Raw genomic sequence first — 21,380 nt, 5'->3', positions numbered from 1 at the left:
CATGGTCTACTCTGAGACGGAAATATTAATTTTCTTTACCACGTCTGAAATTTCGGGCCGGACCAGATCGATGGAAAGAAGGCCGTTGCGCAGGCGCGCCTCCCTGACTTGCATGCCATCGGCAAGCACGAAGACCCGCTGGAACTGGCGTGCCGCGATGCCTCGATAGAGAAAATCGCGCTTCTCCTGTTCCTGCTGGCGTCCGCGAATGACGAGCTGATTATCAGCCGTCGTCACGTCGAGATCATCCTCGGAGAACCCCGCCACGGCAATGGTGATGCGCAGGCGTTCCGGTACGTCATCGCTGCCGGGCAGGCGCTCAATATTGTAGGGAGGGTAGCCGTCATTGGCCTTCGCCATGCGCTCCAGCGTCTTTTCCATGGCATCGAAACCCAGCAAAAGCGGGTGGGTGAATGGCGTCATGCGGCTCATATCTGTTCTGTCCTTGCAACCAAGCGACGTTTAGCGGCCCCGCTTCCGGCAACCTCGCCGGTCAATCGCACCGGCCCCTGCAATATGGGAAGCCGAACCGCGATGCGCAAGTCAAAGTGACCGGTGAGCGGCGGCAGGAATGAGGCTTGACAAGTGAGCACCCGCGGCTCGAAAAAAGCGCTCATCTCAACGGCGGGCAAGACATGGCAGAACGCAGAAAAATCATTATCGACACCGATCCCGGACAGGACGACGCAGCCGCGATCATGCTGGCCTTCGGCAGCCCGGAAGACATCGAAATTCTGGGGTTGTGCGCAGTTGCCGGCAATGTTCCCCTGAAGCTGACAAGCCGTAACATTCGCATCATCTGCGAATTGTGCGGTCGCACCGACATTCCCGTTTACGAGGGCGCCGAAAAGCCGCTGGTGCGCAGGCCCATCACCGCCGAACATGTTCACGGCAGTACAGGTCTCAACGGCCCGGTTCTCGACGAACCGACCATGGAGGCAGAAAAGCAGCACGCGGTCGATTTCATCATCGAGACGGTGATGCGGAAGCCTGAGGGCACCGTTACCCTCTGCACCCTCGGGGCCTTGACCAACGTGGCGCTGGCGCTCCTGAAGGCGCCGGAGATCGCTGATCGCGTCAAAGAACTGGTGATGATGGGCGGCGGCTTCTTCGAGGGCGGCAACATCACGCCCGCGGCGGAATTCAACATCTATGTGGATCCGCAGGCTGCCGACATCGTCTTCCGCTCCGGCATGCCCATCGTCATGATGCCGCTCGATGTCACGCATCAGTTGCTGACGACCAAGGCACGCGTCAATCGCATTCGGGAGATCGGCACGAGGCCGGCGATCGCCATGGCGGAAATGCTGGAATTCTTCGAGCGGTTCGACATCGAGAAGTACGGTTCGGATGGCGGTCCGCTGCATGACCCAAGCGTTATTGCCTATCTCATCAAGCCCGAACTGTTCGAGGGCCGCGAATGCAATGTCGAGATCGAGGTCCATTCCGAACTGACCATGGGCATGACCGTGGTGGACTGGTGGCGCGTGACGGATCGCCCCGCCAATGCCCGCGTGATGCGAAAGGTGGATGCGGATGGTTTCTTCGAGTTGCTGACGGAGCGTTTCGCGCGTCTTTGACGGACGCTGATGCTAAAAAAGGCCGCTGGCGATACCAGCGGCCCTTCATATTTCAAACGGAAAACCGCATCAGAATTCCGTCCAGTCATCCTGAGCCAGCGCATTTGCGCCGCTGGTTCTAGGACGCGCGCGGGGCGCAGCTGGACGGGCGGACGTCGGGGCGGCAGCAGCGGGAGCGCGCATGGCCGCAGCGGCGGCACGCAATTGCTGGCTGGGCTGACCGCCGGAAACTACGAAACCGGCGACAAGCGATTTGAGCGTTTCGGCCTCGCTGTTGAGCGTCACGCTGGCCGCAGTGGTTTCCTCCACCATCGCCGCATTTTGCTGGGTGACCTGATCCATCTGCGTAACGGCGGAGTTGATTTCCTTCAGGCCCACCGCCTGCTCACTGGCTGAGGCCGAAATCTGCCGTATAAGCTGGTTGATCTGCAGAACCTGATCGGCGATCTTTTTCATCGTGTCGCCGGCCTTGCCGACCAGCTGAACACCCTCGCCCACCTGCGTGGCCGAGGTATTGATCAGACCCTTGATCTCCTTGGCAGCAGTTGCAGAGCGCTGCGCGAGTTCGCGCACTTCCTGGGCGACAACGGCAAAGCCCTTGCCGGCATCACCCGCGCGGGCCGCTTCCACCCCGGCATTCAGCGCCAGAAGATTGGTCTGGAAGGCGATCTCGTCGATGACGCCGATGATGCGAGAGATTTCCGCCGAAGATTGCGCAATGCCCTGCATGGAGTTCACGGCCTGCTGCACGACCTCGCCAGACTTGCCGGCGTCTTCACAGGCATGGCTGACGGCACCGGCCGCCTCTGCGGCGTTTTCGGCGCTGGAATTGACCTGGGCGGTCAGCTCGTTAAGCGCAGCGGCAGTTTCTTCAAGGCTGGCGGCCTGCTGTTCCGTGCGATGCGAGAGATCGCTGGCGGCGCGGGTGATCTCACCGGTGCCATTGCCGATGCTGACGACGGTTGCGTTGACGGTGGAAACCGTTTCCTCGAGGCTGGCAAGCGCCGAGTTGAAGTCGTCGCGCAGCTTTGCATATTCGCCCGGGAACTCGTCCTGAATGCGGTAGGTCAGATTGCCCTGCGACAGGGCATTCAGGCCGGAACCGAGAACGCTGACAATGTGCTGCTGCATGCGGCTGTTTTCATTGCGCTCGAATTCAGAGCGCTGGCGCTCCGTTTCGGCGTGACCACGCTGGGCGTCGGCTTCGGCCTCCATCTCACGGATGCCGGCAAGCTTGGCGCGGAAACCTTCAAGCGCTGTCGCAACCGAACCGGTCTCATCCTGCCGGTCTTGACCGGAGACGGGCACGTCGTAGCGACCGTCGCTCAGCGTCCTGACGTCGGTAACTAGCGATGCAAGCGGGTTGCGAACGAAATAACGGACTGCAAAATAAAGCGCTGCAATGACGGCGGCAAGAATGACGATCGCACCGATGATCATCAGATAGGTCTGCTCCTGAACCGGAGCGTTCAAGGCCTGATGGGGAATATCAACAAGGACGACCCAGGTTGCGTTGAGCCCTGGAACGGCGAAGGGATAAACGAGACGGTTATACGGCGCGTCGGTATCAAGGCCGAGGTCTTCGATGAGACCCTGCTTGCCGGAGGCAATCGCGGCCTGGACCGTGGCCGCGCCTTCTCCGTCATACGCTTTCATATTCTGCTCGGGCGTTGGCGGAACCAGCCACTGGCCGCCCTGGGAGACGAGCGTCACGCGACCAGTTTCAAAAGGATGCAGAGACTGCAGTTTCTGGGTGAGAGAGGCGAGTGAAATATCGACACCTGCCACACCGATCATCTTGCCATCCGACATGACGGGGTAGGCAAGCGAGGTCATCGTGGTCGGCACTTCCGTGCCTTCGGCGAGATAAGGTTGGGTAATCGCTCCCTTGCCGGTCTTGGCGGCCAGCGCATACCACTCCGCTGCGTAATCGTTCTTGAAGGTCGAGAACTGGATATCGCCCTTCTGTGTCTTGGACCAGTAAGGTGCGAAGGCGCCGGTCGCATTGGTTCCGAGATCGAGCCTGCCCGCAATCTCTGTCGACTGGCCATCGAAAAGGCCGAGCTGCTCGCAGAACCAGCTGCCGAATGCAAAGGTATTCTGCTCCACATTGGCCTTGAGGATGTTGACGATGCCAGGGCGATCCATCGACTTCGCCTGATGCGCCCGACCGATGACGCCAGCCATTGAGCGGGCAGCGCTGCCGAGTTCACCGACGTCGGCGGCGATGACGTTGGCGATGGCGCGGGCTTCCGTATTGGCCTGATCCATGGTCAACGCGTGTACGCGCTCACTGGTCTGGGAGATGAGGAAAGAATTGGATGCAACGAGAACCGTGGTGATGGCACAGCCGGTTACGAGGATCAGCTTGGTCGCAAGCGACTTCACTTTGAGATTGAACATTTAGGCCCCAATGGAAATCGTCAACCCGAAGGAGCTGACGTCAACGGATGACAATCTCCGTCATGGAGGCCCGTCCGCATGGGACAGTGCGCTGCAGCGCGACAGGGCGAAGTTAGAATATGATTGCTAATTAAGCCCTAATAATACTTCGCCGCGCCGTGCATCTTCAGTGTTCGTAGTAGTCGGAGATGATCTTCCAGGCATCGTCCGCCGTTTCGGCAAAGTGCAGGAGATTCATATCCTCGGGAGCGATGGTGCCGAAATCCGCCAGGAACTCGAAATTGACGACGGATCGCCAGAACTTTTCTCCAAAAAGAATGAGAGGGATCGGGGCCATGCGCTTGGTCTGGATCAGCGTCAAGGCTTCAAAAAGCTCATCGAGCGTGCCAAAACCGCCGGGGAAAACCACCACGGCCTTTGCCCGCATCAGGAAGTGCATTTTCCGGATCGCGAAGTAGTGGAAATTGAAGCTCAGTTCCGGCGTTACATAAGGGTTGGGCGCCTGCTCGTGCGGCAGGACGATATTGAGGCCGATGGAAGGGCCGCCGGCATCCATGGCGCCTCGGTTACCCGCCTCCATGACGCCGGGGCCGCCGCCGGTGACCACCACATATTCCAGGTGACCGGATTTCGCGCCGTAGTCGGTGCAAAGGCGGGCGAATTTGCGCGCTTCGTCGTAATAAACCGAGGATTGCTCGAGATTGCGCTTCTGCGTTTCATTGCGCGCCGCCCAGGCCTCTCCTCCCGGTTCGGGAATGCGGGCGCCGCCAAACATGACGACGGTGGAATTGATCCCGCGTTCGGTGAGCGCCATTTCCGTCTTCAGAAGTTCCAGCTGCAGCCTGACGGGTCGCAATTCCTCGCGGCAGAGAAAGTCCGTATCCACATAGGCCAGCCGGTAGGACGGGGAGTCCGACTGCGGCGTCTTGACAACGACCTCGGCCTGCTGCTTGTCCACAGCGCTGCGCTTCAACGGGTCCCATACCCCGTCCTTGCGCCGCAATTTGCCGTTTTTCAGTCGTGTCATTTCCATGCCTTTCGTCTGCGGCGCCAAATCACCCAAATCGCATTGACGCCTTTCCAACACTCCCTTAGATCAAATGGCCAAAGCCTTCCAGCGGCACGGAACCCGCCGTGACCACGAACACACGCGACTTTAAGGAATTTTCCATGAGCCTCACGGATCTCTCTTCCCTCGAAACGATCATCGAAACCGCCTTCGACAACCGCGACAGCGTGAATGTATCGACGAAGGGCGAGGTTCGCGACGCCGTGGACACATCTCTTCAACTTCTCGACAGCGGCGAGGCACGCGTTGCTGAAAAGCAGGCGGATGGAAACTGGAAGGTGAACCAGTGGCTGAAAAAGGCCGTGCTTCTCTCCTTCCGTCTCAATGACATGGAAATCGTGACCGGTGGTCCGGGCGAAGCCACCTGGTGGGACAAGGTTCCGTCGAAGTTTGAAAACTGGGGTGAAAACCAGTTCCGCGCCGCCGGTTTCCGCGCGGTGCCAAACGCCGTCGTGCGCCGCTCGGCTTACGTGGCCAAGAACGTCGTGCTGATGCCTTCCTTCGTCAATCTCGGCGCCTATGTCGATGAAGGCACGATGGTCGATACCTGGGCAACGGTCGGCTCCTGCGCGCAGATCGGCAAGAACGTGCATCTCTCCGGCGGCGTCGGTATCGGCGGCGTTCTGGAGCCGCTGCAGGCAGGGCCCACCATCATTGAAGACAATTGCTTCATCGGTGCGCGTTCGGAAGTCGTGGAAGGCTGCATCGTGCGCGAGGGTGCTGTTCTCGGCATGGGCGTCTTCATCGGCAAATCGACCAAGATCGTTGATCGCGCCACCGGCGAGATCACCTACGGCGAAGTCCCGCCCTATTCCGTCGTCGTTGCCGGCACCATGCCGGGCAAACCGTTCCCGAATGGCGAGCCGGGCCCCAGCCTCTATTGCGCCGTGATCGTCAAGCGCGTGGATGAAAAGACCCGCTCCAAGACCGGCATCAACGAGCTTCTGCGCGACTGATATAAAGCTGATACCATGACCACGACCGATCCCGTTGCCAATCTCGCCGCCCTCATCCGTTGCCCTTCGGTGACGCCTGCGGAAGGCGGCGCGCTTACTCTGCTCGACAACCTGCTTTCGCCGCTCGGTTTTGTGGTGGAAAAAATGGTGGCGAGCGAGGCGGGAACACCCGATGTAGAGAACCTCTACGCCCGTCTCGGCAACGAGGGGCCACATCTGATGTTTGCGGGCCATACGGATGTGGTTCCCGTGGGGGATGAGGCCGCATGGAGTCACCCGCCTTTTGCCGCAGAGATTGCCGGTGGCGAAATGTTCGGTCGCGGTGCGGTGGACATGAAGGGCGGCATCGCCTGTTTCGTGGCAGCCATTGCCCGCCATATTGAAAAACACGGCAAGCCGCAGGGCTCCGTCTCCTTCCTGATCACCGGTGACGAGGAAGGCCCATCAATCAACGGCACTTCCAAGCTGCTGGAATGGGCTGCTGCAAAGGGCGAGACGTGGGACGCCTGTGTCGTCGGGGAACCGACCAATCCCGACCAGCTGGGCGACATGATCAAGATCGGCCGCCGGGGGTCGCTCTCCGGTCGCATCACGGTCCATGGCGTGCAAGGCCACGCCGCCTATCCGCATCTCGCCGACAACCCAATTCGCGGTCTGCTGCAGTTGACGCATGCGCTGATGCATCCGCCCTTTGATCACGGCACGGATAATTTCCAGCCTTCCAATCTCGAAGTAACGACCGTCGACACCGGCAACGCCGCCACCAATGTGATCCCGGCGCGGGCGACTGCCTCCTTCAACATCCGTTTCAACGACACATGGACAGCGGAGAGCCTTCGGGCGGAAATCATCCGCCGCCTGGATGCCGCTGCGGCAGACGGCGAGCTTCGCCCCGACCGCACACCGGTAAAGTACGAGATCGTCTGGGCGGACCGACCGGCCCATGTCTTTTTGACCCGGAACAATGCCCTCATTTCGTCGCTGTCAGGCGCGGTGGAGGCCGTGACCGGCAAGGAGCCGAAGCTTTCAACCACCGGCGGCACGTCGGATGCGCGCTTCATCAAGGACTATTGCCCTGTCGTGGAGTTCGGCCTTGTCGGGCAGACCATGCACATGGTCGATGAGCGGGTAGCCATTGCCGATCTTGAGACGCTGACGCGCATTTACGAAACCTTTATCGAGCGCTGGTTCGCCCATGCCGACGGCAAGTGAAGTAAGGCTCTATCTGACGGGCCTGTGGCTGTTGCTGCTCGGCGACCATAATGGCGCACGTTATCTGGACCTGACCGAACGCGGCATGTGGCGGTCCTTCTATTCCGTCCTTTGGTGCCTGCCCGCCATGCTGGTTTCCTGGCTGTGGCTGCGGGCAGCGTTTCTCGCCAGCTACCCGCCGGGAACAGGAACGGGGTTCATCTTCTTCTTTCGCCTGGCGATGGTGGAGGCCATTTGCTGGATCGTGCCGCTGCTTTTGATCGGCATGTTGCTCTTTGCCTTTGGCGCACGTGAAAAATTCACGCCTCTCGTCACCACCATGAACTGGCTGTCGCTGCCCTTCTCATACGCCTACGCCGTTCTGATCCTGATTGCGTTCTTCCTGCCACCGTTGCAGGGGCTGATCGCGATTTTGTGGCTGGCGCTGCTTCTGTCGCTGGTCTTTGCCTTTTCACGGATCGTGCGGTTTTTTATCCGCGACCAGTCGCTGCTCGTTTCCGCCATCGTCATGACGCTACTGGTGCCCGGCATGCTTCTGTCGGAAGCGTTGCAGCGCTTTCTCGGTGTCTATCCGGCCTGAGAGAATTAGACGTCAATCCGCATCCTGCATCACCTCGGCTTCGGGGTGTCGGCGCGGCGGAATGACGTCGGGATAATCGACCTGCATGAAATAAAGACCGTCCGGTGGCGCGACCGGGCCACAGGCTTTTCGATCGCGTGCCTCCAGTGCGGCACGCACGTCCTCTGGCGTCATCGTGCCCTCGCCTGCCAGTTTCAGCGTGCCGGCGAAAGAGCGGATCTGGTTATGAAGGAAGCTCTGCGCCGTCGCGCGTATCTCGATGAGATCGCCATTGCGCGTCACATCCAGCCGGTCGAGCGTGCGCACGGGGCTGTTCGCCTGGCAGTGCACGGAGCGGAAGGTGGTGAAATCATGCCGGCCGACGAGCATCTGGGCGGCTTCATGCATGCGCTCGTGATCGAGGTCCTTCGACACCCACCACGCCCGCTTGTGCTCCAGCGCCAGCCGGGCTTTTCGGCAGACGATGCGGTAGAGATAGTGCCGACGAAGGGCGGAAAAACGGGCGTCGAAATCCTCAGTCACGGAGGCGGCATCGAGCACGGCCACCGCTTCACCCGCCATGGCGAGATGCGCATTGATGGCATTGCGTAGCTTGTAGGGCTCCCAGTCTCGCGAGAGATCGACATGGACAACCTGCCCAACGGCATGCACGCCGGAATCGGTTCGGCCAGCGCCGCGAATGGAAACGCTCTCGCCGGTCAGCGACCGAACCGCAGCCTCCAGCGCACCCTGAACCGAGGGGCCGTTTTCCTGTCTCTGCCAGCCATAATAGGGCGTACCGTCATATTCGACGGTCATGCGGAAGCGTGGCATCAGCCGAGCCTTGTAGTGGCCGGAACCGGGGTACCGCGCACGAAATCGGCCGCCGACATCGGCTTGCCACCCCGCCTTCTGCAAACGGGTAAGCCGCACGGCGCCGCTGCCGCAGGCAATGGTGAGAACATCATCCAGTGCGCTGCCTGCCTCGCCCATTCCGCTGGCGAGCTCGGACGCCAGTACCTTGACGCGCTCGGGCTTGCCGCCGATCTCCATCTCCAGCCATGCGCCGGGAAACGGCGAAAGGCCGCGAATATGATTATGCACATCCTGCGCCGGCCTTGAAAAATCGATACGGGTTTCACCCTTGTCGATCTTTGCGGCGTAGAGCACACCCTCTTCCGCCTGTGTGACGAGGGGCAGGTCATCTGCTTCCAGCTTGTCCATCGCCTGACGCATCAACCGAGCGCCTGTCAGCATCAGGCTGTCATGCAGCTCGCCGGCCGTCATGTTCTCGGCAATCGCGACTTTAGCGGTCAGCGCGACAGGGCCGGTATCCAGACCCTTTTCCATTTTCATGACCATCATGCCGGTTTCGGTGTCACCCGCCATGATCGCCCGCTGGATGGGAGCCGCGCCGCGCCAGCGCGGCAGCAGCGAAGCGTGACCGTTGTAACAGCCAAGCCGCGTGCCGGAGAGGATCGCTTCAGGCAGCAGCAGCCCGTAAGCCACGACGACCGCGACATCGGCATTGAAATCCCGAAACTGCTGGCGATCTTCCTCCGCCTTGAAATTCAAGGGTGTCAGTACCGGTAAGCCCAGCAGTTCCGCAGCCTGATGCACCGGCGATTTCTGCAGATCAAGGCCGCGACGGCCGCCTGGACGCGGTGGCTGGGTATAGACGGCAGCAATCTCGTGGCCCGCTTCCACCAGTGCACGCAACGTCGGAACGGAAAAATCCGGCGTGCCCATGAATATGATGCGAAGAGCCATGATTGCCCCCTGCCCTGTCTTCCGCTCCGTCAGCTGTGCGACGGATCAGACTTTTGCGCGGGCTGCTTTCGTGAATTTCTTGATGACCATGTCCCGCTTCAACCGCGAGATATGGTCGATGAACAGAACACCATTCAGGTGATCGATCTCATGCTGAAGGCAGGTTGCCAGCAGACCATCCGCCTCGACCGTCTGCTGCTTGCCGTCACGACCGACATATTGCACCGTGAGCGACGCAGGGCGCTCCACCTCGGCATAATAATCGGGAATCGAGAGACAGCCTTCCTCATAGGTGGAAATGTCATCGGAAACCTTGAGGATTTCCGGATTGATGAAGACGATCGGGGTCTTTTCTTCGCCTTCACGCGCAACATCGATCACCAGCAACCGGCGCGGCACACCTATCTGGATGGCGGCAAGGCCGATGCCGGGGGCATCATACATCGTTTCCAGCATGTCGTCCGCCAAACGCAGCACCTCGGCATCCACCTTTTCGATGGGCTTCGATTGCTGGCGCAGCACGGGATCGGGCAAAATGATAAGCGGTTTGATGGTCATGGCTTCCCATAACGTATCTCTCGCGCGGAGGAAATAAAAAACACGACGATGAAAACGGCTCGCGGCATCCGTTCTGCCGGACTCATTTCCGCCGCAGGAACGTTCTTGTTTTGATCTTACGAATCAATCGAAATCTGCTAGATTTAGTCATGAACACAGACTTCTCGGTTCTCCTTCAACCCGCGCTGCGGGCCGGCTCAGTCGATATCAGCTTCGGCGCGCTTCTCGCTTCCGCGATTTTCGGCCTTGTCGTTACATGGCTTGTGACGGCGAACCGGTCGAAGAAAGCTGGGGCCGATGGCGAGATCTCCGACCTGCTCAAAACCCAGTCCGAACTGCATGGCCGGATCGCGGCCATGGCGGAAACGCTCGGCACGCGTCAGACGGAGATGAGCCAGACGCTGAATCAGCGTCTTGATGGCATGTCGCAGCGGCTGGGCGAAACGCTGACCGAGCAGACCCGGTCTACCCATGAAAATCTGAGCCGCCTTCAGGAGCGCCTGGCGGTCATCGATGCCGCACAGGGCAATATTCAGGATCTGGCCAAGGACGTGGTCGGGCTTCAGGCGATACTTTCCAACAAGCAGACACGCGGCGCCTTCGGACAGGCGCGCATGGAGACGCTGATCGCCGACGCCCTGCCGCCGGGTTCCTTCCAGCTGCAGCCGACACTTTCCAACGGTTACCGGCCGGACTGCACCATCAAGATGCCGAACAATGCGCCGCCGCTCGTCATCGATGCCAAGTTTCCGCTGGAAGCCTGGAACGCCATCAAGGCGGACGAGACGCCGGAAACCAAACGCGCGGCCGTGCAGCAGTTCCGCCGGGACATGGAAGTGCATATTCGCGATGTCGCCGAGAAATATCTCATTCGCGGCGAGACACAGGATACCGCCTTCATCTTCGTGCCGTCGGAATCGATTTTCGCCGATATCCACCAGCATTTCGAATATCTGGTGCAGCGCGCCCATCGCGCCCGGGTGGTCATCGTTTCGCCATCGCTGCTGATGCTCTCTGTGCAGGTCATCCAGTCCGTGCTCAAAGACCAGCGCATGCGCGAGCAGGCGCATCTCATTCAGGGTGAAGTGGCGCTGCTCATGGACGATGTGCGGCGGCTGGACGATCGGACGCGGAAGCTGCAGGCCCATTTCGGGCTGGCGCAGAAGGACGTCGACATGATGCTCATCTCCTCTGACAAGGTACTGGCGCGCGGACAGAAAATCGAGGGCCTCGATTTCTCACCGACGGAAAAAGACGCTGCTCATGGTGAAATCGAACAGGCGCGTCGCTTTGCCGAAAACCGAGCCGGTGCGGCCAAGTTGCGGGTGGTTGACGACGAGTGATCGTCTCGGGCAAAGTCGCCGCCTTGCTTAAATTTCGTACGGACCCAGCGCCCCATGATTACTGTTTTCGGCTCCATCAACATGGACCTCGTCGCGACCGCCAAACGTCTGCCCAAGCCCGGTGAAACCGTAACGGGAGAGACATTCTCCACGGCCGCCGGCGGCAAGGGAGCCAATCAGGCGCTTGCCGCACGGCGTGCGGGCGCCGCGGTCAAGATGGCGGGCGCTGCGGGTGATGACACCTTTGCCGCTCCAGCACTGACCTTGCTGCGGGACGCGGGAACCGATCTGTCATTGGTCAAAACCGCGCCCGGCCCGACTGGAACGGCGGTTATCCTGATCGGCGAAGGCGGAGAGAACATGATCTCGGTCATTCCCGCTGCGAATGGTGAGGTCTCGGCATCCGACGCGGCAAAGACCATATCCGAAATGGCTCCAAGCGATATTCTCATGCTGCAGTTCGAGATACCGGCACCCGCCATCGAAGCTGCACTGACGGCCGCAAAGGCGAAACGCGTCACCACCGTCATCAACACAGCACCGCTGACCGCGGACGGACCGCGTCTCGCCGGCCTTGCCGATATCGTCATCGCCAATGAAACCGAGTTCGAGCTGCTGATCGGCAAGAATGGCCTCTCCAGCGACGAGCGGGAAAACGAACTCAAGGCCCTTCACGAGAGGACCGGCCAGACTTTGATCGTCACGCTTGGTGCGGATGGCGTGATCGCCATTCGTAATGGCAAGCTCTACAGGGCTTCCGGCCTGAAGATCGAGCCGGTCGATACGGTTGGTGCGGGCGATACCTTCTGCGGATATCTCGCCGCGAGCCTCGATCAGGGAATGGATTTCGAAAGGGCTCTGAAGCGGGCCGCAGTCGCAGGCTCACTCGCCTGCACGCGTGCCGGCGCGCAGCCTTCCATTCCGCAGGCAGCGGAAGTTGACGCGGCCCTTTAAGGGGTCTTGCCGTTAGCGCATTTTCCGGACGTAAAACCGCTGCACACTTTTACTTGAAATGCTTTAGCGACGGATGAAGGTGAGATAGGCCGAGCTGCGGCCTTCTCTTTTTGCCTTGTTCTCGTAACGCGTGCCCGGCCAGTTGGCATAGGGCGTGCGCCAGTCATCAGCGCTTGTCGCCGTCCAGTCAAAGCCGCCGTGCCGGGCGCAATGCTGCAGCGTCCAGTTGACGTAAGTGTCGATGTCGGACGCAAAGCAGAACTTGCCGCCGGGTTTCAACACACGATGGAAACGGGCGAGATTGACGTCTGACACGAAACGCCGCTTCCAGTGCTTCTTCTTCGGCCAGGGATCGGGATAAAGCAGATCGATGTGATCGATCGATCCTTCAGGCAGCCAGTCGAGTAACTGCGTCGCATCATCGTCGTAAAGGCGGATATTCATCAGTTCACGTTCGCGAACCGTGGCAAGCAGTTTGGCCATGGAATTGACGAAGGGTTCGACACCGATGAAACCCGTCTCGGGATTTTCGACCGCGCGGTGGGCGAGATGTTCGCCACCGCCGAAACCGATCTCCAGACGGATCGATCGCACATCTGCCGGAAAGAGCGCGGCGAGATTTTGCGGGGGCACGCTTTCCAGATCGATTTTCAGCAAAGGCAGCAGATTTTCGATCGTATCGACCTGCTGATTGCGCAGGGGCTTGCCCTTGCGCCTGCCAAAAAACGCTTCCGTCGCGCGCGAACGCCGTTCTTCCGTCATCTCATACTCTCAAGACCAAATAGACTTAACCCGCACAGCACCCCGTGAGGCACTGTGCGGGTTACAAAACTCGGTGACGGTATCTCTCAATCGCCGCCAAATAACAAGCGCGATATCCAGTTGACGCATTTTCCGGACGTAAAACCGCTACGCACTTTTACTGGAAATGCTTAAGCGCTCAAAGCTTCCTTGAGCGGCTTCACCAGATCGAGCTTCTCCCAGGAGAAGGAGCCGTCGCGGCCAGCCTTACGGCCGAAATGACCATAGGAAGACGTCTTGGCGTAAATCGGCTTGTTGAGATCGAGATGACGGCGAATGCCCGATGGCGAAAGGTCCATGACCTTGCGGATCGCGGCCTCGACCTGATCTTCGCTGACCTTGCCGGTGCCATGCAGATCGACATAGATCGACAGCGGCTGGGCAATGCCGATTGCATAAGAAATCTGAATGGTGCAGCGCTCGGCGAGGCCGGCAGCCACGACGTTCTTGGCGAGGTAGCGGGCGGCATAGGCGGCGGAACGGTCGACCTTGGTCGTGTCCTTGCCAGAGAATGCGCCACCGCCATGGGGGGCGGCACCACCATAGGTGTCGACGATGATCTTACGGCCGGTCAGACCGGCATCGCCATCAGGGCCACCGATGACGAACTTGCCCGTCGGGTTGATATACCACTGGCAATCGTCAGCGATCTTCAGATCACCGAGAGCTTCGCGGATATAGGGTTCGACAACGGCGCGAACCTTTTTCGAATCCCAGCTTGCATCGAGATGCTGCGTGGACAGCACGATGGACACGGCTTCGGAAGCCTTGCCGTCGACGTAACGAACCGTCACCTGGCTCTTGGCGTCGGGGCCGAGCTTCGCCGCCTCGCCTTCGCCGCTTTTACGGGCGGTGGCCAGCAGCTGCAGGATACGGTGGGAATAATAGATCGGCGCCGGCATGAGGTCAGGCGTTTCCTTGCAGGCGTAACCGAACATGATGCCCTGGTCGCCGGCACCCTCGTCGCCCTGCTTGTCGGAAGCGTTGTCCACACCCTGCGCGATATCAGCCGACTGCGGATGCAGGAGAACGTCGATCTTGGCGGTCTTCCAGTGGAAACCATCCTGCTCGTAGCCGATATCACGGATCGCCTTGCGGGCGGCGGATTTGAACTTCGAGGGATTGATAACCGGATGGCCGGCTGCGTCCTTGAGGACCTTGCCGTCCTTGTCCTTCTTCAGCAGCGTATCGGGAACCCGAACCTCGCCCGCAATCACGACGCGGTTGGTCGTTGCAAGCGTTTCGCAGGCGATGCGCACGGTCCACGGGTCCACGCCCGTCTTGGCCGCTTCACGGTAAATGAGATCCACGATTTCATCGGAAATACGATCACAAACCTTGTCCGGATGACCCTCGGCCACGGACTCGCTGGTGAACAGATAATTGGCACGCATGCGGGATTCCCCTCAAAGAACGGTCTTCGAGTTTGTTAGTCATTTCGGCCGCGAAAAACAAGGACACAACCACATAAATATATCGTTTATGTGAGAATTCCTTTCTAATCTGGCACAAAAAAACGGTCCCTGCGGACCGTTGAGTGCCCGGCATACCATGCCGGAAATTTTCTGCGCTGCAGGGGCCAGGCCCTACTCGGCATCGCCCTCGGCGGCGAGCGCCTTGACGAGATCGACCAGACGGCGACGGACCTTCGGGTCGGCGATCTTCACGAAGGCGCGGTTCAACTGCAAACCTTCAGCCGAAGACAGGAAGTCGACGACGTAATTGGAGCTCGAGGCTTCCGCCATGCCGGATGTACCGCCAGCCTGATCGCCGGGTGCATCTTCGAAAAAAAAGGAAACCGGTACATTGAGGATCGCCGAGATATTCTGCAGGCGGCTGGCGCCAACACGGTTCGTGCCCTTTTCGTACTTCTGAATTTGCTGAAAGGTAATTCCGAGACTTTCACCCAGTTTTTCCTGGCTCATGCCGAGCATGGTTCTGCGAAGACGAATTCGGCTTCCGACATGAATGTCGATGGGGTTAGGCTTTTTCTTATTTTCGGTCATCATGCGGTCCTGACACTCGGATGGGTTGATATCTCGCTTCATTACTATTCGAAGAAATGAGCCGGTATTTCGACAGCAGCTAAACTTGTTTTACGACTGACGTATTCACTATGCAATTGCAGGAGTTCCCGGTCAATTCTGGCGCCGGGCAAAACTCCAGGCAGGAAATACCGCAGCGATCATCATCACGGAAAAAATCAACCAGAAATACGTCCGATGTGTGTCGTAAGTAAATGCGTCGTTTGACCCACCACTCAAAGTGGCGTCAACAATGCCCACCCGACCGTAATCCAATCCGGCAATAATGCGGCCATAAGGGTCTATAACCGCCGAGATACCCGTATTGGCACCGCGAATCACCGGCACACCCGTCTCAACCGCCCGCACTCTGGCCTGAAGAAAGTGCTGATACGGCCCAGGCGTATCACCAAACCAGCCGTCATTCGTCACATTGAGGATCGCCGCCGAGCCAGCGAGAGCCGGCGTCATCTCACCGGGAAAAATGATCTCGTAACAGATCAGCGGATAAAAGGTCTTTCCGGATGGAAGCGTCAGGGGCGTGCGCGAAGAGGCTGCTGAAAAGCCCCCGGGCAGGGCGATGACATTATCAATGCCAAACTCCCGCAGGATACCCTCGAAGGGAACATATTCTCCAAAGGGGGTCAGATGGACCTTGTCCGTCGCGCCGATGATTTCTCCCTGACTGTCGATGGCGTAGACCGAGTTATAATAACGCGGCGGCCTGCCAGCACCCGCATCTTCCATCCTGACGGCTCCGGTGAAGAGCACCTGCCCGTCTTGCAGCGTCTTTGCGATCTCGGCCAGCGCGTCGGGATTTTGCGTTAGGATGAACGGCACCGAGGTTTCGGGCCAGACAATGATGTCGGGGCGCTTTTTGCCTTCGCCCGGAGGCAGGGCTGTCAACCGCAGATGCTCGCCGAAAATCTCGGCGCGGTCATCATTCAGCATCTTGCGAGACTGATCGATGGACGGTTGGACGATTCTGACTGTCACCGCATCTGCCGGTGTCTCCGCGGGTGTCTGGACGCGGTAGAAGCCATAACCCACATGGCTGGCCAGCAGCAGCGCCGCCAGGGAAAGGCCGGGCCACATGCCTTTTCTCGTGGCGATGAGCGCGGGGGACGCGAAGATGAAAACGGCAAGCGTGGTCACACCGAAAAGACCGATCAGATGCGCCGACTGCATCATGACCGGGATCGGCATGATGCCGTAACCTATGGCGTTCCACGGAAAGCCCGTCGCCAGGAAACTGCGCAGCCATTCCGCAAATCCGAATGCGGCGGCAAGGGCGGCGATCCGGCCTAGACCGTTCGACCACACAAGATTGGCCGCAGCAACCGCGAAACCGTAAAACAGCGCCAGAAAGGCCGGAAGCCCAAGGATGGCAAGCGGCAGCGCCCAGGCAAATTCGTCCGCTTCAAGCAGAAGCGCGTTGCCCAGCCACCACAGGCCAGCCACGAAATAACCGAGACCGAAACACCAGCCTATAGCAAAAGCGGGAAGAATGCGGCTGAAGAGGCCGCCGCCCGGCTTGCCGGTGCAGCCATCCACCAGCCAGACCAACAGGGTGAAAGACAGGAAAAGCGCTGCGAAGAAACCGAATGGAGGCAGGGCGAGCGCTCCGACCGCGCCTGCAGCAATCGCCATCACTGCGCGGCTCATGCCGCCGGCCAGCATCACCCTGCCTGCAAGACGCTCCATGCCATCTCCGTATCATGCGCATCCGGAAACCCGCTCCAGGCAAGCCATTCCGCGAAATTTCCCTTTGTTTCGACGTAAAGGAAAAAAGATTCGCCGTCCACACCAGGCAGGGCAGATGGAGCGGGATCTCATGCCCGGGTAGTCGAACCCGCAGAATCCGGAAGATCAAACGGCGGGATCGACGGGGGCTACCCGTCTATCCTTTCAGTCCACGTTCTGCTGATGGGCGATCAACCGCGTCTCCGGCGGCGGCAATGCAATCACCTCACCGGCATCGCCAGGGGCGCGGTCGTCTTCCCCTTCGGAGCCGTGATCGCGTACGATACGAACGCCCTTGATACGCCTCGTATCCGCATCGAGGATCTGAAACTCGAAACCGGGCACGGCGCGAACGACCTCGCCCTTGGCGGGGATACGGCCCAGCGCGAAGAAGATGAGTCCACCGAGCGTATCGATTTCTTCCAGATGTTCGCGCACGTCGAATTCCGGACCGATAGCCTCGGCAAGTTCGGTGAGTTCCGCGCGGGCATCCGCCACGAGCACATCGGCAGAAAGACGCGAGAACATCGCCTCGTCCTTGTCGTGCTCGTCGTCGATGTCCCCAACCACCATCTCGACGATGTCTTCATGGCTGACAAGACCGTCGGTACCGCCATATTCATCGATCACCACGGCGAGCTGGGTTCTCTGGGCCTGCATGGTCTTCAGAAGATCGGAGGCCAACATGGACGGCGGCGCGAAAAGAATCTTGCGCACCAGCCCGGCGTCGGCAACCGTCTTTTCCAGATCGACCCGCGCCAGATCGAAATTCGGCCGCGGCGACCGCGGCGCCTTCACTTCACCGTAAGCGACGCCACGCGATCCCACCCGGCGCTTGTTGCGAGCCTGTTTGGCAACATAAGCAAGCAGATCGCGGATATGGATCATCCCCTTGGGGTCGTCCAGCGTCTCTTCATAAACCGGCATACGGGAACGTCCGGTTTCCTCAAACAGGATCAGCGCGTCACCGATCGTCATATTCTGATCGAGACCGTCAATATCCACCCGCGGGATCATGATATCTTCGACCCTGATCTCACGGAAACGGAGGATGTTGTGTAGCATCGCCCGTTCTTCGGGCGTAAAAGCGGCGCCTATTTCAGTGTCGTCCATCAGCGCATCGGTCAGATCCTCGCGCAGGCGCTCACCCTGAGACGGTTTCAGCAACCGCGCGATGCGCGACCAGATGGTCGATCTCGGTTTGGCATTGTAGTCCTGACGTAAGTGACTACTGCCCTCCTCCGAAGAGGACTGCTCGCCGTTTTCTCTGCCCTCATTGGCAGGTCGTGCAGAATGTTCGTTCATGGCTCCAGACAATATTTAAAGCGGTTCTTGACCCGCATAGGGATCAGATAGGCCAAGCACCGCCAAAATGCGAGTCTCAAGCGACTCCATTTCTTCCGCTTCTTCCTCGTCCATGTGGTCATAACCAAACAAATGCAGGAACCCATGAACGAGAAGATGGGTCAGATGATCCTCGAAACTCTTCTCAAGTTCAAGGGCCTCTCGCTCTACCGTTTCTCTCGCGACGACGATATCGCCCAGCATAGGGCCGGGCATTCCGCCCGGCTCCAGCGGAAAAGCAGGGAAAGACAAGACGTTGGTCGCCTTGTCCTTGTCACGCCACTCGGCGTTGATTTCCCGGATATTTTCATCGTCGGTGAAGACCAGCGAGAGCTCGACCGGCATTTTCGGGAAGGGTTGATCCTCTTCCCGCTTCAGAAAATCGACCGCCGCATCCAGCGTCTTTGACGCAAAAGCAGACAGGTCCTCTTCCGAGGACCAGCCTTCGGCCTCGACGCTGATTTGAATATCCAGAGCTGTCATTATCTTTTCGTCAGTCGCCCTTCAGCAGGCTCTCATCCGGCACAGCCGTATGGGATTCATAGGCCCGGACAATGCGCGCCACCATCGGGTGACGGACAACGTCCACATCCTTGAACCGCACAACGGACACGCCTTCCACATCCGTGAGGATCTGCAGGGCTTCCACGAGGCCAGACTTCACGCCGCGCGGCAAGTCCACCTGGCTTGGGTCGCCGGTCACAATCATGCGACCGTTTTCGCCAAGGCGCGTCAGGAACATCTTCATCTGCATGGTGGTAGTATTCTGAGCTTCGTCCAGAATGACGGCGGCATTGGCAAGCGTGCGGCCGCGCATGAAAGCCAGAGGTGCAATTTCGATGACGCCCGCCTGAATGGCGCGCTCCACCTTGTCGCCGGGCATCATGTCATACAGCGCGTCATAAAGCGGGCGGAGATACGGATCGACCTTTTCCTTCATGTCGCCGGGCAGGAAGCCCAGACGCTCACCCGCTTCAACGGCGGGACGCGAAAGGATGATGCGATCGACCGCGCCACGCTCCAGAAGCTGCGCGGCATGCGCCACGGCCAGATAGGTCTTGCCCGTGCCGGCAGGGCCAACACCGAATACGAGTTCGGATTGTTCCAAGGCGCGCATATAGACGTCCTGCGTGGGCGTCCGCGCCGAAATGGTTTTCTTGCGCGTTGAAATCTGCGCCATGGAAATCTTCGCCTTGCGCTCCATGGTCGGCAGCGTCAGCTGGTCGTCCGCTGCAACGGCCATGCGGATCGCCCCCTCGACATCAGAAAGCTCGACGGCGCCACCTTTCAGCAAACGCTCGTAAAGGAAATCAAGCGCGCGGCGGGCCTGATTGGTGGAGACCACATCGCCGGTGATAGCGACCGAATTTCCACGCGGACGAGCGTCGATATTGAGGCGCTGCTCCAGAAGCTTCAGGTTCTGATCGAACTGACCGAATAGCTCTCCTGCTATCCTGTTATTCTCGAACGTGAGGACGAAGTGATTGGCGTCGGTCGCGGCTTGGCGTGGCTGGCGCGATGAATTTGATACCAATTCGTGTGCGTTCAAGCGGTCAGGCTCCTGTCCCAATCAGTGTCGGCTCCCCACTCTAACTCTCTGCCACCTCGGCAAACAAGCTGTTTGGACCCGTTGCGGTGATTCGTACATTAACAATGTCACCGATTTTCAAAGTCTTTGCATCAAGATTCACGGATTGCAGCCACGGAGAACGACCTATCAACTGCTCAGTCATGCGGCCGGGCTTTTCCAGCAGCACATCCATGGTCTTTCCGACCAGCGATTCGGCAAATTCCTTCTGTTGCCGCAGCAAGAGAGCCTGCAATCTTTCCAGCCGCTCGGCCTTCACGTCTTCTGCAACCTGGTCCGTGAGGTCGGCCCCCGGCGTGCCGGGACGGGTGGAGTATTTGAACGAGAAGGCCTGCGCGTACTTCACCGTTTCGACCATCGCCATCGTATCTTCGAAATCGCGATCCGTCTCGCCGGGGAAACCGACAATAAAGTCTCCAGACATGGCAATATCAGGGCGGGCGGCGCGGATTTTTTCAATAAGCTGGATATATTCCTCGCCCGTATGGCGACGGTTCATCGCTTTCAGAATTCGGTCCGAACCGGACTGAACCGGCAGATGCAGATAGGGCATCAGGATGCGCAGGTCGCGATGGGCGCCGATCAGGCGATCGTCCATGTCGCGCGGATGGCTGGTGGTGTAGCGGAGCCTCGCAAGGCCCGGAATTTCCGCCAGCCGGTAAAGCAGTTCGGCAAGGCCCCATTTTTCGCCCTTCGGGCCTTCGCCCTGCCAGGCGTTGACGTTCTGGCCGAGCAGCGTGATCTCACGCACGCCGGCATCGACAAGCTTCGTCGCCTCATCAACAATCTGGCGCACGGGACGGGAAACCTCCGAACCGCGCGTATAGGGCACGACACAGAAGGTACAGAACTTGTCGCAACCTTCCTGCACGGTCAAAAAAGCCGTAACACCACGCGTTCGCAGCGTGGATTTCTCGGCAACCGGCAGGTGTTCGAACTTGTCCTCCACCGCGTATTCGGTCTCGATGACGCGCTCGCCTCCACGTACCCGTTTCAGTGCTTCCGGCAGGCGGTGATAGGTCTGCGGGCCGATGACGACATCCACGGCGGGCGCCCGGCGAAGGATTTCCTCGCCTTCCGCCTGCGCCACGCAGCCGGCAACGCCGATCATGAATTCCCGACCCTGCTCTTCGCGCGACTTTTTCATGTCCCGCAGGCGGCCAAGCGCGGAGTAGACCTTTTCCGCCGCCTTTTCGCGAATGTGACAGGTATTCAGCAGAACCAGATCCGCCTCGCCCATATCCTCCGTCTGAACATAACCGTCCTTCGCCAGCGCATCGCTCATGCGGACGGAATCGTAGACGTTCATCTGACAGCCATAAGTCTTGATGAAGACCTTTCTGCTGTTTGCCCCATCGCGCGCGATGGATGCGGGCTGGCTGTTCGAACCCTCGCGGGCGATCATGGGTGGGGCGTCAAGGCCAAGCGTTTCCTGGGTCATGGCGGCTATCTAGTGTTTTTCACGGCCAGATTAAA

General features: G+C 59.4%; 19 protein-coding genes and 1 pseudogene. 6 read left to right on the top strand and 14 right to left on the bottom strand.

The window, feature by feature from the left end; all coding sequences use genetic code 11:
• Window positions 1-6: 6 nt before the first annotated feature.
• Window positions 7-432 carry an Hsp20 family protein gene (locus tag QE453_RS10780; protein ID WP_244405310.1) on the bottom strand — a complete coding sequence of 142 codons (426 nt, stop codon included), beginning with the start codon at window positions 430-432 and terminating at the stop codon, window positions 7-9.
• A 203-nt stretch (window positions 433-635) separates the two neighbouring features.
• Between QE453_RS10780 and QE453_RS10775 the strand changes: the two genes are divergently transcribed.
• Window positions 636-1,580 carry a nucleoside hydrolase gene (locus QE453_RS10775; RefSeq protein WP_309777050.1) on the top strand — a complete coding sequence of 315 codons (945 nt, stop codon included), beginning with the start codon at window positions 636-638 and terminating at the stop codon, window positions 1,578-1,580.
• A 69-nt stretch (window positions 1,581-1,649) separates the two neighbouring features.
• Here QE453_RS10775 and QE453_RS10770 read toward each other — a convergent pair whose 3' ends face one another.
• Window positions 1,650-3,983, bottom strand: a complete 2,334-nt coding sequence (locus tag QE453_RS10770) for a methyl-accepting chemotaxis protein (RefSeq protein ID WP_309777049.1) — start codon at window positions 3,981-3,983, stop codon at window positions 1,650-1,652.
• A gap of 166 nt (window positions 3,984-4,149) precedes the next feature.
• Entirely contained in the window at window positions 4,150-5,010 is an 861-nt protein-coding gene (locus tag QE453_RS10765) for a TIGR00730 family Rossman fold protein (RefSeq protein WP_004439649.1), read from the bottom strand.
• Between the two features lie 143 nt (window positions 5,011-5,153).
• Here QE453_RS10765 and dapD point away from each other — a divergent pair, with 143 nt between their 5' ends.
• From dapD to QE453_RS10750, 3 genes are read left to right on the top strand one after another with little or no spacing between them, the layout of a single operon-like run.
• Window positions 5,154-6,008, top strand: coding sequence for a 2,3,4,5-tetrahydropyridine-2,6-dicarboxylate N-succinyltransferase (gene dapD, locus QE453_RS10760; RefSeq protein WP_006698917.1), 855 nt, complete (start codon window positions 5,154-5,156; stop codon window positions 6,006-6,008).
• A 15-nt stretch (window positions 6,009-6,023) separates the two neighbouring features.
• Window positions 6,024-7,220 (top strand): succinyl-diaminopimelate desuccinylase, encoded by a 1,197-nt coding sequence (gene dapE / locus QE453_RS10755; protein WP_004439645.1) that lies wholly within the window; start codon window positions 6,024-6,026, stop codon window positions 7,218-7,220.
• Window positions 7,204-7,800 carry a hypothetical protein gene (locus QE453_RS10750; RefSeq protein ID WP_004439642.1) on the top strand — a complete coding sequence of 199 codons (597 nt, stop codon included), beginning with the start codon at window positions 7,204-7,206 and terminating at the stop codon, window positions 7,798-7,800. The genes dapE and QE453_RS10750 overlap by 17 nt, the downstream gene beginning before the upstream one ends.
• A gap of 12 nt (window positions 7,801-7,812) precedes the next feature.
• Here QE453_RS10750 and truA read toward each other — a convergent pair whose 3' ends face one another.
• The 3 genes and pseudogenes from truA to def all read right to left on the bottom strand — a co-directional run bounded on the left by truA (window position 7,813) and on the right by def (window position 10,107).
• A complete protein-coding gene (truA, locus tag QE453_RS10745; RefSeq protein ID WP_309777047.1) occupies window positions 7,813-8,613 on the bottom strand; it encodes a tRNA pseudouridine(38-40) synthase TruA in 801 nt (266 codons plus the stop codon).
• A pseudogene (fmt, locus tag QE453_RS10740) lies at window positions 8,613-9,549 on the bottom strand (methionyl-tRNA formyltransferase). The gene truA and the pseudogene fmt overlap by 1 nt, the downstream one beginning before the upstream one ends.
• Window positions 9,550-9,594: 45 nt before the next feature.
• A complete protein-coding gene (def, locus tag QE453_RS10735) occupies window positions 9,595-10,107 on the bottom strand; it encodes a peptide deformylase (RefSeq protein ID WP_004439632.1) in 513 nt (170 codons plus the stop codon).
• Between the two features lie 149 nt (window positions 10,108-10,256).
• Between def and QE453_RS10730 the strand changes: the two genes are divergently transcribed.
• Entirely contained in the window at window positions 10,257-11,450 is a 1,194-nt protein-coding gene (locus QE453_RS10730) for a DNA recombination protein RmuC (RefSeq protein WP_309777046.1), read from the top strand.
• 54 nt (window positions 11,451-11,504) lie between these two features.
• Window positions 11,505-12,404: a ribokinase gene (locus QE453_RS10725; RefSeq protein ID WP_004439628.1), complete on the top strand. Its 900-nt coding sequence runs from the start codon at window positions 11,505-11,507 to the stop codon at window positions 12,402-12,404.
• Window positions 12,405-12,467: 63 nt separating this feature from the next.
• Here the strand turns inward: QE453_RS10725 and trmB are convergent, their stop codons facing one another.
• The 8 genes from trmB to miaB all read right to left on the bottom strand — a co-directional run bounded on the left by trmB (window position 12,468) and on the right by miaB (window position 21,345).
• A complete protein-coding gene (gene trmB / locus QE453_RS10720) occupies window positions 12,468-13,166 on the bottom strand; it encodes a tRNA (guanosine(46)-N7)-methyltransferase TrmB (protein WP_004439625.1) in 699 nt (232 codons plus the stop codon).
• 170 nt (window positions 13,167-13,336) lie between these two features.
• Entirely contained in the window at window positions 13,337-14,599 is a 1,263-nt protein-coding gene (gene metK / locus QE453_RS10715; protein WP_004439623.1) for a methionine adenosyltransferase, read from the bottom strand.
• A 192-nt stretch (window positions 14,600-14,791) separates the two neighbouring features.
• Window positions 14,792-15,211 (bottom strand): helix-turn-helix domain-containing protein, encoded by a 420-nt coding sequence (locus tag QE453_RS10710; protein WP_004439621.1) that lies wholly within the window; start codon window positions 15,209-15,211, stop codon window positions 14,792-14,794.
• Window positions 15,212-15,343: 132 nt separating this feature from the next.
• Window positions 15,344-16,933 carry an apolipoprotein N-acyltransferase gene (lnt, locus tag QE453_RS10705; RefSeq protein WP_244405323.1) on the bottom strand — a complete coding sequence of 530 codons (1,590 nt, stop codon included), beginning with the start codon at window positions 16,931-16,933 and terminating at the stop codon, window positions 15,344-15,346.
• Between the two features lie 204 nt (window positions 16,934-17,137).
• Complete coding sequence (locus tag QE453_RS10700; protein ID WP_004439615.1) at window positions 17,138-18,277, bottom strand: hemolysin family protein; 1,140 nt, start codon at window positions 18,275-18,277, stop codon at window positions 17,138-17,140.
• A 15-nt stretch (window positions 18,278-18,292) separates the two neighbouring features.
• Window positions 18,293-18,799: an rRNA maturation RNase YbeY gene (gene ybeY, locus QE453_RS10695; protein ID WP_006698908.1), complete on the bottom strand. Its 507-nt coding sequence runs from the start codon at window positions 18,797-18,799 to the stop codon at window positions 18,293-18,295.
• 10 nt (window positions 18,800-18,809) lie between these two features.
• Entirely contained in the window at window positions 18,810-19,865 is a 1,056-nt protein-coding gene (locus QE453_RS10690) for a PhoH family protein (RefSeq protein ID WP_004439610.1), read from the bottom strand.
• A 40-nt stretch (window positions 19,866-19,905) separates the two neighbouring features.
• Window positions 19,906-21,345 carry a tRNA (N6-isopentenyl adenosine(37)-C2)-methylthiotransferase MiaB gene (gene miaB / locus QE453_RS10685; protein ID WP_309777044.1) on the bottom strand — a complete coding sequence of 480 codons (1,440 nt, stop codon included), beginning with the start codon at window positions 21,343-21,345 and terminating at the stop codon, window positions 19,906-19,908.
• Window positions 21,346-21,380: the final 35 nt, after the last annotated feature.

Source organism: Agrobacterium sp. SORGH_AS_0440 (assembly GCF_031453135.1).
Lineage (GTDB): Bacteria > Pseudomonadota > Alphaproteobacteria > Rhizobiales > Rhizobiaceae > Agrobacterium > Agrobacterium pusense.
Note: the sequence above shows the minus strand (reverse complement) of the source record. Positions and strands in the feature narration are given on the sequence as shown.